Genomic DNA, 15,788 nt, shown 5'->3' with positions numbered 1-15,788 from the left:
TATGTTTAGTCTTACGGTGTTAGTCTAATTTGGTACAAAAAAGGCATCCAACTGGATGCCTTTTGATTAATGCTGCTTTTAAAGCCAATAGCTTACTCGCTTAATGAGTCATTGTAGCGATGAAAATTAGCTTAGTTTATTTTCTTCAGCATGAACCTGAGCATTGAAGCCAGGCGCAACTTTACCCGCTTGGCTGTCGTTAAATATCGCTTCGTTAAATTCATTTTCAGACTTGGCAATCACCACTGTCGCTACGGTATCACCGGTGACGTTAACCGCAGTTCGTACCATATCCAACAGTCTATCTACACCAATAATCAATGCGATACCTTCAACAGGCAGGCCAACTTGGTTGAGTACCATAGCAAGCATGATAAGACCAACACCTGGAACCCCCGCTGTACCGATAGAAGCAAGCGTGGCGGTTACAACCACCATAGCGTAATCGGTAATGGTGAGTTCGATACCGAAGACTTGAGCAATAAATACCGTGGCAACCCCCTGCATGATCGCGGTGCCATCCATATTAATCGTTGCGCCAAGTGGTAGGGTGAATGAGGCGATCTTGTTGTCCACTCCCATACGATGCTCAGCCGTTTCAATGGTCACAGGCAGTGTCGCGTTTGAGCTCGCTGTGCTGAAAGCAAATAGCTGTACGTCACGGATCTTACGGATGAAAGTAAATGGATTCAGTCCTGAGAACACTTTAAGTAGCGTAGGGTAAACCACGAACGCATGGACAAGTAATACCCCCAATACTACGAAGAAGTATTTAACAACACTTCCAAATGTTTCCATACCCAGTGTGAGCGCCAGTTTTGCCATTAGGGCGAAAACACCGTAAGGAGCAAGCTGCATGATAAGCGTAACAACACGCATAATAACTTCGTTAAGGTCGTTAAACAGCGCCGCAACACGTGCACCACGCTCGCCAATGTGTGAGATAGCGAAACCGAAGATCACCGCAAAGATGATGATCTGAAGCATATTACCTTCACTCATCGCATGCAGTGGGTTAGTGGGGACGAGATTGATGATGACATCTGAAAGATTAGGCGCCTGTTTAACATCAAACTGCATACCCTCGGTCACCATGCTGGCATTTCCCGGGTGGATGGCGATGGCGACGAGGATCGCCGTTGAAAGTGCAATAGCCGTTGTAAACAGGTAAAACGCGATGGTTTTACCGCCTAAGCGTCCCACTTTTGAGGGTTCACTTAAAGAGCAGGTTCCGCAGACTAATGAAATAAAAACAAGGGGAACAACGAGCATTTTTAAGCTGGAGATGAAGATGGTTCCGATGACATTTAGAAAGCCTTCGGTGATGTATTCTTTTATGAAATCACTCTCTGGAAACAGATTGCGTAATAATAATCCAAGAATAATACCGGTAAACATACCGATCAAAATCTTACTCGTGAGGCCGAGTTTTTTGGTTTTCGTAGCAGACATAGTGCTTCCTGTATAATTTTTATGCTTTTCAATTTGCGCACTAAAGCCTAACAAGAAAGTGACACTGATGAAATGGGGTTTGGGTTAAAGTTTGGGTTGAATCTTTTAAAAAAATAGCTGTTTATTGTGGAAAAGTTGCGGGTAAATTGTGTAATGTATGGCTTTAGGTGAATATATAATTGCCGAGAATAATAATTTGAGTAACAGGGAGTCTGACAATGAAGTCAGCTTATAGCGTTTTTTTTGCTTTAATATGGTCATTTTTCCTCATAGGTTGTGGTGGAGGCGGCAGTATTTCGACCGACCCAGACAACCCAAATCCGCCGGAGCCGACAGAAGTCGTTACTGTCGCACTTTCAATTTCAAACACTGAATCCATTAAAGCAGAGGAGCCAGCTGAAGTTACCGCCGTGGTAACAAGTTCTCTCCATGGGCCTTTGGCTGGAAAGTTAGTCACTTTTAAGCTAGATAACAGTTCGATAGGAACCTTTATCCCAGGAATTGGCACCGATAAGACTGACGGTAATGGTACCGCTAAAGTGTTATTGGCGACTTCGAATATCCCCGGAGCGGGCTCATTAACCGTTGAAGTAGCTGGTTATAGCGATATAAGCTCTGAACCATTGATTTTTGTAATGGAAGGCGATGGCGGTGAAGTCAGCAGCGGCGCGTCTATTGTTGTTGCGTTAACGGATATAGATGGCGCACCTGTTGAAGCGATTACCACAACCGTGCCGGGAAAGGTGACGGCAACGGTAAGTGGGATTAATAAGCCTTCTATCGTTACTTTTGCTACAACCATAGGTGATCTGCCAATTAAGTCTGCAGTGACCGATAGCAATGGTAAAGCAACAGTAGATATCTATGCCGGTAGCTCTCTAGGAGCCGGAGAAGTGACAGCGTCACTCTCAAGCGGTGAAGAGGGGAAAGTTGTTGTCGTTATTGGTGCGACAAATGTTGTGATGGGCAGTGGTACGCCTTTTAAAGAAGGTGTAGCAAACGTCAGTGTTGAGGAGTTAACTGCTGGCGGCACGGCAACAATCTCGGTTGCAATTCAAGATGAAAATGGTAATCCGTTTACTCAGCCTGTAGATGTTAACTTCTCTTCAACCTGCTCCACTAAGTCAAGCCCAGAAGCTGAAATTAGTTCACCAGTTCCTTCGGTAAACGGTGTGGCTACCACCACCTATTTAGCTAAGGGATGTAAAGGGGACGATGCGATTAATGTGACTGCCAATGCGGGGGGATTGAACTTAGCGGCAACGGCAACGATTAAAGTATTACCTGCAGATGTTGGGAGTATCGTATTCCTATCTGCGACACCGCAAAATATCAGTATTTTAGGCACGGGTGGGGTAGAGTCATCGGTTATTCAGTTCAAGGTATTAGATACAAATAGCAACCCAGTTAGTAATCAAGCGGTTTCATTTAAGCTCAATACTCAAGTGGGTGGAATTAGCTTAGATCCTGAAACAGCTACAACTAACAATCAGGGTATTGCCCAGACTGTTGTGAGAACTGGTACGGTAGCAACATCGGTGCGTGTCACTGGTACTGTCGTTGATTCCACTCCTGTTATTTCGAGTCAGTCGAGTGAGCTAGTTGTGTCTACGGGTATTCCTGATCAAGACAGTTTCTCTCTATCTGCTTCAGTATTAAATGCAGAAGGGTGGGATGTTGATGGCACAGAAGTCACTGTTACCGCTCGCTTAGCTGACGCATTTAATAACCCTGTTCCTGATGGAACAACGATTTCATTTACCACTGAAGGCGGTTCTATTGAAGATGCTTGTCAGACTGAGAAAGGCGCTTGTAGCGTTATCTGGACTAGTCAACAGGCGAGACCTGAAGGTTATCAGCTAATCAATGGTGCCGGTGTGATGGTTAACGATCCTATTGCCACCCTGTCTTTTGACTCTGCGTTAGGTGTATACGGTAACCATTATGGTCAAAAGTATGGTGGACGAGCGACTATTACAGCCACAGCTATTGGTGAAGAATCATTCCCTGACTTAAATGGTAACGGCCGTTTTGATGCTGATGAAGTGACGGCATTTAGAACGCAGAACGATGTGAGTGGCATGCCGTTTGATTTAGATGATGCGTTTAACGATTATAATGAAGATGGCTTGTTTAACCCCCAGCAGGAGAATGGTCAAGCCGGTGGTGGTTTAGAGGAGTTAGTTGATTTTAATTCTAACGGCGTCTTTGATCTTAAAGATGGCAAATATAATGGCGTATTGTGCTCTGATCCTGTTCATGATGCTTGTGCCGATGGCGTCAGTGACTCAAAGTCTCTCTATGTTCGTGGTAGTTTAGTTATCGTGATGTCAGGTAGCTCGGCATTAGCAACAGACCCTTCTCGTGTATTAATTGTTGATAGTTATAGTGGGGATAATGGCTCTTACGATCAAAGTATCGATATTATCGGTAAAGCGACGGGAACAGTATATTTTACCATCTCAGATCTTCATAATCAGCAGATGCCTGCAGGCTCTAAGGTTCGTTTTACGGCGAGTGCGGGCTCAGTTGTGAGTGGCTCTGAATACGTTTGGCCGAGTACTAATTATAATGGCGGACGAGAGTTTAGTGTGACCATTAAAGGTGAGGATGAGCCAAACTCAGGAACCTTCCTTGTCACAGTCGAAACGCCAGGCGGCGTGAAAACTCAGGTGATTTCATTACCTATCTCAATTAACTAAAGAGATAACAATTAAAAGCCCCGCATATAGCGGGGCTTTTTTTATCTAGCAGTTAGGTTCACATAGGCTTGAACAGCTTATCTCTGGAACTGATAAACACTGCCTAGCTTCATGATCTGGGTTAGCTCATCGAGTGCAGTGCGTGACTCAATGACAAGTTGAGGGTCGGCAAGATCTTCAACCGATAGGCGATCGCGATAATGTTTGTCTACCCACTGATTTAAGCGAGTAAACAGTGCATCATTCATTAAGGTGTGCTGATTAACTGCTGCCACTTCGTCTTGGTTCATCGCAACGCGTAGACGCAAACATGCAGGGCCACCACCATTTTGCATACTCTGTTTTACATCAAAATAGAGCACTTGCTTAATCGGCGTATCAAGCGTCACTAGCTCGTTAAGGTAAGCAAATACTGCCGGGTTTTCTTGACAGTTTGTTGGCGCGATAATCGCCATCTCACCGGAAGGCAACGTGACAACTTGCGTGTTAAACAAGTAGCTCTTCACTGCATCTTGAATCGCCACCTTAGAGGTAGGAACTTCAATAAAGTGTAGGGCTGAGTCACCAAACTTGTGCTTAATTTCAGTCAGTTTTGCCTGCGTGTTTAAAAAGGCCTGCTCATGGTAGAACAACACATTTTGGTTACCCACTGCAATCACATCGTTATGGAATACACCTTGGTCGATGACGTCGGGATTTTGCTGAATATAAACCGTGCCTTCATCATCTAATTGATGCAGGCGAGCCACCGCTTGTGAGGCTTCTAGTGTTTGTCGTGCGGGAAACTTTTGTGGCTTAGGCGCTTGTGGATTAGTGGCTTCTTGGCCATAGACAAAGAGTTCGACACCCGCATGACCATATTCACTGCAAAGCCGAGTATGGTTAGCGGCACCTTCATCGCCAAAGCTGCTATGTTCTGGTAGATGTTGGTGATGTTTGAAAAAGCGACTATCGTTAAACGTAGCTTGAAGAATATTACCCGTGGTCGTTGGCTCTATGCTGCGATGTAGCTTATCGACCAAGTTAGCCGGAGTGAAATGTAACTTGCCGTCATGGGTATCGGCACTGGGGGATACTGTTGCGGCGTTAGCTGTCCACATACTGGAGGCACTACAACAGGCACGTAGCAACGCAGGTGCTTCCTTAGCAGCTTTATTTAAGATTTCAGCATCTGTACCCGAAAAACCAATTCTTCGCAGTGTATATAGATCTGGGCGTTCTTGAGGGGCAAGCATTCCCTGAACGAGACCAAGATCGGCTAGTGCCTTGGCTTTTTTGAGACCTTGCTTAGCCGCATCTTTAGGGCTTGAGGTGGCAGCGGCGTTATTTAAAGAGGCGACGTTTCCAAATGATAAACCAGCGTAATTATGCGTTGGCCCAACGAGTCCGTCGAAATTCGCTTCAAAATGCTTCATTCTTCTTTATCCTTAAGGGTAGCTCAGGTGTTATATCTTTCTCTGAGTTGTAATTATTACGGCCAGTATACTTAAGCGCGGGTGCTTCACAAGCGAGTAAAAATTGATGAAAACTGTAGATTTGCATCGAAATGCACAACTAATACTTGCTTGATGACTAATAATGAAATATTTATTTTTAAATACGCACTATATTTTTTCACATTTATTTCAAAAATGGTTAAAAATTGGTACTCCAGTACAAATAAAAGAGGGATTAGCTTGAAACTCTTTACACAACCCTCTATATATGGAGCCAATTTTCCGTTTTCTGAGACTCGTTGGCGCAAATTAATCTATGGGTAAATCGCTAGTAATCGTCGAATCACCGGCCAAAGCCAAGACTATTAATAAATATCTAGGCAAAGATTTCATCGTTAAGTCGAGCGTAGGTCACATCCGTGATCTGCCTACATCATCGAGTTCAGACGCCAAAGTTGTCAGTAAAACAGCAGCTGAACTTAAACTGATGTCTCCAGAGGAGAAGGCTGAGTATAAGAGTTTAAAAGCGAAGCAAGCTTTAGTTGCCCGCATGGGGGTGGATCCTGAGAAAGGCTGGAAAGCCAAATACCAAACCCTACCAGGCAAAGAGAAAGTCGTTAAAGAATTGCAAACCCTGGCAGCGTCTGCTGACCATATCTATCTCGCAACCGATTTGGATAGAGAGGGGGAGGCAATTGCTTGGCACCTACAACAAGTGATTGGTGGTGACGAGTCTCGCTATCAACGTGTGGTGTTTAACGAGATCACTAAGACTGCTATTCAAGATGCATTTAGCCAGCCGTCGGTCCTCGATACCAACATGGTTAACGCACAACAAGCGCGTCGCTTCCTCGATCGTGTCGTGGGCTTTATGGCTTCGCCACTGTTATGGAAGAAGGTTGCACGTGGCCTGTCAGCCGGTCGTGTACAGTCTGTTGCCGTTCGCCTAGTGGTTGAGCGTGAAAGTGAAATTAAAGCCTTTGTGCCTGAAGAGTTTTGGGATGTTCATGCTGAGTTAAATACCTTAACCGATGAACTGCTAAAAATGCAGGTGGTTAAGTTTCAAGGCAAAGCATTTAGTCCTGTCAATGAAGTTGAGGCCCAGACTGCAGTAAGCCAACTATCTCAGTCTAGTTTTGTGGTTGCCGCTCGTGAAGACAGAGCAACATCAAGCAAGCCATCGGCGCCGTACATCACATCGACCCTACAACAAGCCGCGAGTACGCGTTTAGGCTTTGGTGTTAAGAAGACCATGATGATGGCGCAGCGCTTATATGAGGCGGGTCATATTACCTATATGCGTACCGACTCGACTAACTTAAGCCAAGAAGCACTCGACAGCGTTCGCGACATGATTGGTAAAGAGTATGGTGACAAGTACCTGCCTGAATCACCAATTCGCTACGGTAGCAAAGAGGGCGCTCAAGAGGCTCACGAAGCGATTCGTCCTTCAAACGTAAAAGTTAGCGCCGCTTCTCTTTCAGACATGGAGCGTGATGCACAGCGCCTATATGAGCTTATTTGGCGTCAGTTTGTGTCATGTCAGATGACACCTGCTAAATATGATGCAACGCGTTTGACTGTAAAAGCGGGTGACTATGAGCTGAAAGCCACTGGTCGTACGTTGCGTTTCGATGGTTGGACACGCGTTCAAACTGCCATCAAGAAGAAAAACGAAGAAGACAACACGCTACCATACGTTGCACAAGGCGATGCGGTTACGCTAAAAGAGCTACAACCTAAGCAGCACTTCACTAAGCCGCCTGCGCGTTATAGTGAAGCTTCTCTAGTTAAAGAGCTTGAAAAACGTGGCATTGGCCGCCCATCTACCTACGCAACGATTATTTCTACGATTCAAGATCGTGGTTATGTCAAAGTCGATAACCGTCGTTTCTTCGCAGAAAAAATGGGTGAGATTGTCAGTGATAGTTTAGTCGGTAGTTTCGAAGATCTAATGAGCTATGACTTCACGGCGAGCATGGAGCAAACATTGGATGATGTTGCCCAGGGTAAGCTCGAGTGGAAGAAAGTGCTCGATGGTTTCTATAAAGACTTTACCAAGCAGTTAGAGATTGCTGAATTGCCCCCTGAAGAGGGCGGTATGCGCCCGAACGAGATGGTAATAACCGATGACATCAAGTGTCCTACTTGTGGTCGTCCAATGGGGATCCGCACAGGTACAACTGGCGTGTTCCTAGGTTGTTCAGGATATGCATTGCCACCTAAAGAGCGTTGCAAAACCACGATTAACTTAACGCCAGGTGAAGAGGCGATAAGTGAACATGGTGAAGATGCAGAGACCGAAGCATTAAGAGCTAAACACAGATGTGGCGTTTGTGGCACAGCGATGGATAGCTACTTAATCGATGAGAAGCGTAAGTTACATGTATGCGGTAATAACCCAACCTGTAATGGCTATGAGGTCGAAGCGGGACAATTTAAGATCAAGGGTTACGAAGGGCCAATCATTGAGTGCGATCGTTGTGGTAACGATATGGAGCTTAAAAATGGCCGTTTTGGTAAGTATTTTGGCTGCACGAACTCAGAGTGTAAGAACACCCGTAAGTTGCTGAAGAGTGGCGAAGCGGCGCCGCCAAAAGAAGACCCAATTCACTTACCAGAGCTTAAGTGTACTAAGTCTGATGCGTATTTCGTACTAAGAGACGGCGCTGCGGGGATTTTCCTTGCTGCCAGTACTTTCCCTAAGTCGCGAGAAACTCGTGGCCCGTTGGTGAAAGAGCTTGTTAAGTACCGTGAACTGTTATGGCCAAAGTATCAGTACCTAGCCGATGCACCAGAAGAAGATGACGATGGTAATCCTGCTACAGTACGCTTTAGCCGTAAGACTAAAGAGCAGTATGTGGCAACAGACGTTGATGGTAAGGCAACAGGCTGGACATCGAAGTATGTTGACGGCAAATGGGTGACAGAGTCTAAAGCCAAGGCAAAGCCAAAAGCGAAAGCTAAACCAAAAGCCAAGCCAAAAGCGAAAAAAGACGAGTCATAGACCTTAGCTTTAAGCTGTTATAAAAAAGCCCCGAATCATCGGGGCTTTTTTTATTGCTACTGCTTATACGGTTCGCAAATAATTCAACTTCTTAGAGTAATTGAGCTCAGGTTACCACTTCTTCTTAGGCTGGAATAAAACGTCGATATCATCATCTTCAGCCTTGGACTTGGTTATCACAGGATGGGCACTCTTTTGCGCACCAGTGATCTCCTCAAGCATCGCTTTCGCTTCTTCTACTTTAAGGGCGATAAAGGGGTCATTTGGAGTCTGAGCCTTAATTGTGTGTAGTGTTGCTAGGGCCTTAGTCACCATCTGTTTAGCCGAGCCATACTGCTTCATAAAACAGGCCGCTCTACCCCTGCCTAGCATTGAGTCGACGTTAATTCGAAGTTGTAGGCTATCGATACGTTGCTCTTCTTGACTAAAAATACTGGGATCAACTTTGCCTTTATTATGCTCGGCTCGCAAAATCGCTTTCATCTTTTTAAGCGTTTGTACAAGAGTTAGGATTTGTCTATCACTGTCTGGCAAGCGAAATAGCTCTATTGCCGGAGCAGGTTTAGGCGCAGATTGCAGTGCTTGGATCTGGCCTCGCAAATCAATTAAACGGCGCTCGAAATCGCTACTCTGATTACGAGCGATAGGAAGGGCGCTAGTTAGTGCATCTTCAACTCTTCGGTAGAGCATAAGGATGAGATCTGATGAGCAAGGGAATAGGCCCGTATTCGACAAAACTTCTTCGGTTTCATCAATTACAGCCCGATGGCGTGCAAGTTCATTGCGCCGCTCAGCTTCTACGCGTGCTTTTTGTTGCTGAACGATGCTAATTCCAATTACTAGCAGTAAAAGGGTGCCGAGCAAGATCAAGACGGAAGCAAATATCATAGCAAAACCAATAAATTTACAATTCGACTAATGCTACTATAAATCAACATACTAGGGTAGTAATCTTCATCATGGATTCGCTAGAAGTGCTTCGCAGAGGTTGACAATTATGCTATATTCCATTTGATTTAATTATAGCGTTGTACTATAACCAATAATTATACTTGAATGGATCATAACTCATATATTAGACAGGTTTTTAGCCTGCCCATTGGAAGGATATAAGATGAAGTTGCAGCAACTTAGGTATATTGCAGAGGTCGTTAATCACAACCTCAATGTTTCTGCTACTGCGGAAAATCTGTATACATCTCAGCCGGGTATAAGCAAGCAAGTGCGTATGCTTGAAGATGAGTTAGGGATCCAGATTTTTGGGCGCAGTGGTAAGCACTTGACCCATGTAACGCCCGCAGGTCAGCAGGTGATCAGTATCGCCAATGATATTTTAGGTAAAGTCGAAAGTATCAAGAAAGTGGCTGAAGAGTATACCAAGCCAGATCAAGGTGAGTTGAATATCGCAACGACAGACACTCAAGCGCGTTACGCTTTACCCAACATTATTCAAGGCTTTATTGACCGTTACCCTAAAGTTAATTTGCATATGCATCAAGGCACGCCATCACAGATCAGTGAACTTGCTGCAAGAGGTGAAGCCGATTTTGCCATCGCAACAGAGGCGATGCATCTTTATAGCGATTTAATCATGCTGCCGTGTTATCACTGGAATCGCTCAATCGTGGTTAAGCGCGACCATCCGCTCGCCTCACGCAGTAATATTAGCATCGAAGATCTAGGCCGCTTTCCATTAGTGACCTATGTATTTGGTTTCGATCGCGCCTCAGAAATTGAAAAGTCTTTTAATCGCGCAGGTCTTGAGCCTCGAGTGGTATTTAGCGCGACCAGTGCCGATGTATTAAAAACTTACGTAAGACTAGGTTTAGGAGTCGGTGTTATCGCCTCTATGGCAATTGATGAGCATATGGATAAAGACTTGGTGGCAATCGATGCAAGCCACTTATTTGCCCATAGCACGACTAAGATAGGCTTTAGAAAGGGTAATTTCCTACGTACTTATATGTATGATTTTATCGAGCATTTTGCGCCGCACTTAACTCGTCCAGTCGTTGAGCAAGCGGTAGCGTTAAGAGATGCTCAGCTGATTGAGGCCATGTTTACAGATATAGAGTTACCGGTTAAGTAGAGTTAGCCTCCAATAAAAAACCTCGCAATTGCGAGGTTTTTTTGTTTTATCACCAAAGGCTTAACCTGTAACGATAAAATGTGTGGTTAACACTCAACAATATTAACGGCTAAGCCACCTTTAGCAGTCTCTTTATATTTGCTGCGCATATCTTTACCCGTATCCATCATGGTCTTAATCACCTTATCCAGTGATACCTTATGATTACCGTCACCGCGCATCGCCATGCGTGAGGCATTGATGGCTTTGACTGCGCCCATGGCATTACGTTCGATACAAGGCACCTGCACAAGGCCACCAACGGGATCGCAAGTGAGGCCTAGGTTATGCTCCATACCGATTTCTGCGGCATTTTCTACATGTTCAACGGTGCCACCCATAATTTCAGTTAATCCTGCAGCCGCCATGGAGCAGGCTACGCCCACCTCGCCTTGGCAGCCCACCTCGGCGCCAGAAATTGAGGCGTTCTTCTTATAGAGAATACCAATGGCAGCAGCTGTCAGTAGGTAGCGAGTACAAACGTCTTGGTCGACCTCTTGTACGAACATATCGTAATAGCATAAAACGGCAGGGATGATGCCTGCTGCACCGTTAGTCGGTGCGGTAACCACGCGATCGCCTGCAGCATTTTGCTCATTAACGGAAAGGGCAAATAGATCAACCCAATCCATTGCAGTCAGTGGGTCGACACAGTTTTTACCTTCGGCTTTTAAGCGTCGATATAGCGAAGGTGCGCGGCGTCTAAGCTTTAGTCCACCGGGAAGAATACCCTCTTTTTGATAGCCACGTTCGACACAGGTCTTCATGGTCAGCCAAATTTCCCATAAACGAGCATTGATATCATCGGCCTCGGCAATGCTAAGTTCATTAGCCATCATGAGCGATGAGATGCTAAAACCGTTTTCGGTGCACTGTTCAAGCAGTTGTTGAGCTGAATTAAAATCAAAAGGGGCAGACTTGATTGGTGCTGCTGGTGATGCGTCTTGAGCTTGAATTTCATCTTCATCAAGAATGAAGCCACCACCGACCGAGTAATAGGTACGCTTATAGATGCATTCACCGTCTTTGTAAGCATATAGGGTCATCGCATTAGCGTGCGCGGGTAGGCTTTTACGTCTGTGATAGGTAATGCCGTTTGCACGGGTAAAGAGCACTTCACGCCCGGTTGCAAGCTTGAGCTTATCAGTATTCTTAACTTGCTCTAAAATGGCATCGATGCTGTCGGTGTCAACTGTTTCAGGCGCCTTTCCCATCAGGCCAAGAATGACCGCTTTACCAGTGCCGTGACCAACCCCTGTTTGCCCTAAAGAACCAAACAGTTCAGAACGTAATTCATCAACCTCGTCGAGATGACCTAACTCTTGCAGTTGCTCAATAAAAACGTTTCCTGCTTTCATTGGTCCCACGGTGTGAGAACTTGACGGCCCGATGCCGATTTTGAACATGTCGAATACACTAATCATGCTAAACCTTTATTGCTCTAGTCGTTATAGTTATGACCAATTCCACTAAGAAAGCCTGCAATGGAGCTATGCCCATAATCTTGGTATATTTCACTTATTGGGCGTGAAAATACTATGCTTGATGTTAATCTTAGTCGTTTGAATTAATTGGTGTTAAAAAGTATCCCATACTTTAGCTTTTTCTCGATCATTAGTTTTTTGTATGCAATTTCTACGCATTAGATAATCTAATTACAGTTTGGTTGCAATAATGATGTTTTTTTGTTTTCAAAACAGTACTAGTTATTGTTTAACATGCATTTATTTAAGGTTTAACTATTCAAATCATAGAGTGCTTTCTTTAAGCTTTGCTAGGTGAGATCTTTAAGGTATTAAAAATTTAGAGGGTTATATGAGTTATTTGATGTTAGATATTGAGTCAACGGAGCTGAGCGCTACGGAATCATCGCAGTTAACTCATCCCATGATAGGCGGCTTGATTTTATTTAGTCGTAATTATGCCAGCAGGGCTCAATTAATTACCCTCATTAAGTCAATACGTGCGATTCGACCTGACATCCTGATTGCAGTCGACCATGAGGGGGGACGAGTACAACGTTTTCGAGATGGCTTTACCGTCTTACCTGCCATGGGAGATATTCTTCCTGCAGCAAAAGGGGATATGGCACAGGCCAAGCGTTGGGCAACCGAGCTAGGTTACTTAATGGCGATAGAACTGCTTGCGGTCGATATCGACTTAAGCTTTGCCCCAGTATTGGATTTAAATGGTGTCAGTCAAGTGATAGGTACCAGAAGCTTTAGTCCTGACAAGGAGGAGGTTGCCGAGCTGGCGAGTGCCTTTATCGATGGCATGGAGCAAGCGGGTATGTGCGCAGTGGGTAAGCACTTTCCTGGGCATGGTAGCGTAGAAGCGGACTCTCATATTGCCAAGCCCGTTGATGAACGTACACAAGATGAGATTTTTGCCAACGATATGCAGCCCTTTAAGACCTTAATCGGTAAAGACCGTTTACAGGGTATTATGCCTGCGCACGTGATTTATCCTAAGGTAGACAGTCAACCAGCTGGCTTTTCTCCATTTTGGCTGCAAGAAGTGCTGCGCAAACAGCTAGCCTTCAATGGGGTGATTTTCTCTGATGATCTCGGCATGAAGGGCGCTGCCGTAGCAGGTGGATACACTGCTAGAGCACAAGCAGCGCTTGATGCTGGATGTAATATGATTTTAGTTTGTAACGACAGTAAAGGCGCCACCGAGGTGCTAGAGGGTGTAGATTGGCCGACAGAGAATAACCGACTGAATGCTAATTTATTAAAACCCGATCAAGCCAGAGTGGTTAAAGCACTCGAGGATAATGAGCGTTGGGAGCGTGCCAAAGCCATTGCTCAAAACTTGATTTAGCGCAACATCGATACCAGTTCTGCTTGCTAAGTTAGCAGTTGATTATATATAAAATTTTTTTGGAGGACGAGAATGATCCTTTATCTTCATGGGTTTGATGCGACAAGCCCAGGTAATCATGACAAAATGCGTCAGTTACAGTTTATTGATGATGACGTACGTTTGGTCAGTTACAGTACCTTGCATCCTAAAAATGATATGCAGTACCTCTTGAATGAGGTCAGCAAACAGATCGCGTCATCAGATGATGAATCGCCGCTGATCTTGGGCGTGGGCTTAGGCGGATATTGGGCAGAGCGCATCGGCTTTTTAAATGGCATTAAATCGGTGCTGATTAATCCTAATTTACTTCCTCAAGATAACATGGCCGGCAAAATTGACCGACCTGAAGAGTATACCGATATTGCTAATAAGTGTGTTAAAGACTTCCGAGCCTTAAATAAAGGTAAGGCATTGTGTATCTTGGCTCGCCAAGACGAGGTAAATGACAATGCTAAGGTGGAATCGACTCTAAAAGATTACTATACAGTCGAGTGGGATGATGAGCAGTCGCACAAGTTTATCTCATTAGCGGCCCAGCTTCAGCTTATTAAAACATTCAAAGACAGCTAGTCCCATTAGTTAAGCTTATTAAGACACTCAAAGGCTGCTAATAGTCCCGTTGGTTAAGCTTTATAAGAACCATCAATAGCCATTAGGTTATAGGTGGTTTTTTTATACCTATACTTTTTGGATAACCTATTGAGTGGCATTTGCAAGCGGCTGGTCGGAGCCATGATTTTGCTATTCATCGAGCTTGTTAGCGGAGATTAGGCGATTGTAGATGAATCTGATTGCAAATATGAGCTTATCTTTGCTCATGACAGTGCTTTAGGCTATGTTATTTCTAAGACCAATGAGATTGTTTTTAATCTGAAATATTTTTACCTGGGCTCGGTGGTTAGCGAGTGGAGTCTTTCGTACAAGGAATAGGTTATGAAGCGTGTCATGATACAAGTGAAGGGGAAGGTACAGGGTGTTTCTTATCGTCAGAATACACTTGTTCAAGCGAACACTTTAGGGGTCACGGGCTATGTGAGTAATCTAAGCGATGGTACGGTGCAGATCTTAGCTCAAGGGAGCGAAGTCGCGGTTGATAAGCTCATTGGATGGTGTTACATCGGCGCACCAGCATCTCGGGTGGACGAAGTGATTGTTGAAGAGGACGAGGCAGATGAGATCTACCTCGACTTTTCGATTATGCAGCCTTAATAGGTCGTTAGTGGTTCCATGGCGACGCTATTGCTCTTGGGCACCTTTGCGCTTGGGTGCTCCATCTTTCTGATCTGAATAATCATACCCATTTTAGGATGATCGAAATAGTGGACTTCATCACTACGCACCCTACGATTTTGCACCATAGGAATAGCGTAGAGGTAAGGCGTTGTAACCTCTTGTGTACTTGCCTGTGTTGCCTCCGGGGTCGTTAGCTGCTCATTTTGTGCAACGGTAACCGTCTTGTTGCCCTCTTCTCGCAAGGTGAAGTTTGTTTCAATAAAGAGGTAGTGCTGCAGATAGATATTAATCGTTCCATCAAACTTCCACACAGGCTTATTTGTGTCGTTTGCAAACTGACTTGTCATAAAGTCGAAGTTGCCAAATTCTGAGCTTGCCTCCTGAGCTTTGATCGGATGACCGTTAAACTCATATTCTTCTGAATAGTCGTGTCCTGAATACAGTTTGACCGGAATCGCTCTGTTTCGAGGTAGCATCGATTGCTGCCATGTCATATGCAAGAGGCTGGTGGTACCTTTTTCACGAGATATCGTCGCAATAATATCGTTAAATTGGCTCTGACTCTCGGCTAGCAGTACGGCGCCATCGCCAAGGTGCGCAGTGGCGGGGGCGGGAGCGGCAATCTGCATCGGCACATCGGCTAGGGCCTTGTGATTCGCGCTGCTAAGTTGCTCATTACAGTTTACGCTATCGGTTGCCCAATCGCTTGAGGTGCAGCCGTTGAGCCCCATACTCACCGCCGTTAAATCGGTGCTGACCATAGGGGTAATAAAGTCGACTGTCTTACGTGTACGAGTCTGTGCGGGTGTGGTTGGCCATTGCTCAACGGTTGGTACATCTCGCTCGAAGATATAGACCTCAACCTCAAACCAACGCTCTTCTGCAGCATTAACGCTTACAGATAAGCTGGATAAAAGGCCAACAGCTAAAGCTGTGCTTAGCTTGTTTTTAGATAGTCTTAACAC

The 15,788-nt window shown here is 45.0% G+C and carries 11 protein-coding genes; 6 read left to right on the top strand and 5 right to left on the bottom strand.

The window, feature by feature from the left end; genetic code table 11:
• Positions 1-126: 126 nt before the first annotated feature.
• Positions 127-1,452, bottom strand: a complete 1,326-nt coding sequence (locus tag L1D44_RS07580; protein ID WP_239889579.1) for a dicarboxylate/amino acid:cation symporter — start codon at positions 1,450-1,452, stop codon at positions 127-129.
• A gap of 218 nt (positions 1,453-1,670) precedes the next feature.
• Between L1D44_RS07580 and L1D44_RS07575 the strand changes: the two genes are divergently transcribed.
• Entirely contained in the window at positions 1,671-4,154 is a 2,484-nt protein-coding gene (locus L1D44_RS07575) for an Ig-like domain-containing protein (RefSeq protein ID WP_239889578.1), read from the top strand.
• Positions 4,155-4,231: 77 nt separating this feature from the next.
• Here the strand turns inward: L1D44_RS07575 and astB are convergent, their stop codons facing one another.
• A complete protein-coding gene (gene astB / locus L1D44_RS07570; protein ID WP_239889577.1) occupies positions 4,232-5,569 on the bottom strand; it encodes an N-succinylarginine dihydrolase in 1,338 nt (445 codons plus the stop codon).
• 337 nt (positions 5,570-5,906) lie between these two features.
• On the opposite strand from astB, the gene topA reads away from it, so the two are divergent.
• A complete protein-coding gene (gene topA, locus L1D44_RS07565; protein ID WP_239889576.1) occupies positions 5,907-8,597 on the top strand; it encodes a type I DNA topoisomerase in 2,691 nt (896 codons plus the stop codon).
• A 111-nt stretch (positions 8,598-8,708) separates the two neighbouring features.
• Here the strand turns inward: topA and L1D44_RS07560 are convergent, their stop codons facing one another.
• Positions 8,709-9,485, bottom strand: coding sequence for a hypothetical protein (locus L1D44_RS07560; RefSeq protein ID WP_239889575.1), 777 nt, complete (start codon positions 9,483-9,485; stop codon positions 8,709-8,711).
• A 226-nt stretch (positions 9,486-9,711) separates the two neighbouring features.
• Here L1D44_RS07560 and cysB point away from each other — a divergent pair, with 226 nt between their 5' ends.
• Entirely contained in the window at positions 9,712-10,686 is a 975-nt protein-coding gene (gene cysB, locus L1D44_RS07555; RefSeq protein ID WP_239889574.1) for an HTH-type transcriptional regulator CysB, read from the top strand.
• A gap of 86 nt (positions 10,687-10,772) precedes the next feature.
• Here cysB and L1D44_RS07550 read toward each other — a convergent pair whose 3' ends face one another.
• Entirely contained in the window at positions 10,773-12,149 is a 1,377-nt protein-coding gene (locus L1D44_RS07550; RefSeq protein WP_239889573.1) for an L-serine ammonia-lyase, read from the bottom strand.
• 391 nt (positions 12,150-12,540) lie between these two features.
• Between L1D44_RS07550 and nagZ the strand changes: the two genes are divergently transcribed.
• The 3 genes from nagZ to L1D44_RS07535 all read left to right on the top strand — a co-directional run bounded on the left by nagZ (position 12,541) and on the right by L1D44_RS07535 (position 14,799).
• A complete protein-coding gene (gene nagZ, locus L1D44_RS07545; RefSeq protein ID WP_239889572.1) occupies positions 12,541-13,548 on the top strand; it encodes a beta-N-acetylhexosaminidase in 1,008 nt (335 codons plus the stop codon).
• Between the two features lie 72 nt (positions 13,549-13,620).
• Positions 13,621-14,160: an alpha/beta hydrolase YcfP gene (ycfP, locus tag L1D44_RS07540; RefSeq protein ID WP_239889571.1), complete on the top strand. Its 540-nt coding sequence runs from the start codon at positions 13,621-13,623 to the stop codon at positions 14,158-14,160.
• A gap of 363 nt (positions 14,161-14,523) precedes the next feature.
• The gene (locus tag L1D44_RS07535) at positions 14,524-14,799 is read left to right on the top strand and encodes an acylphosphatase (RefSeq protein WP_239889570.1); all 276 of its coding nucleotides are present in this window, start codon (positions 14,524-14,526) and stop codon (positions 14,797-14,799) included.
• Here the strand turns inward: L1D44_RS07535 and L1D44_RS07530 are convergent.
• On the bottom strand, positions 14,796-15,788 hold the full coding sequence (locus L1D44_RS07530) for a peptidoglycan binding protein CsiV (RefSeq protein WP_239889569.1): 993 nt from the start codon (positions 15,786-15,788) through the stop codon (positions 14,796-14,798). The two genes, L1D44_RS07535 and L1D44_RS07530, sit on opposite strands and share 4 nt — an antisense overlap.

Source organism: Shewanella sp. Isolate13 (assembly GCF_022398325.1).
Lineage (GTDB): Bacteria > Pseudomonadota > Gammaproteobacteria > Enterobacterales > Shewanellaceae > Shewanella.
This window is presented reverse-complemented; position numbering and strand designations above follow the sequence as displayed.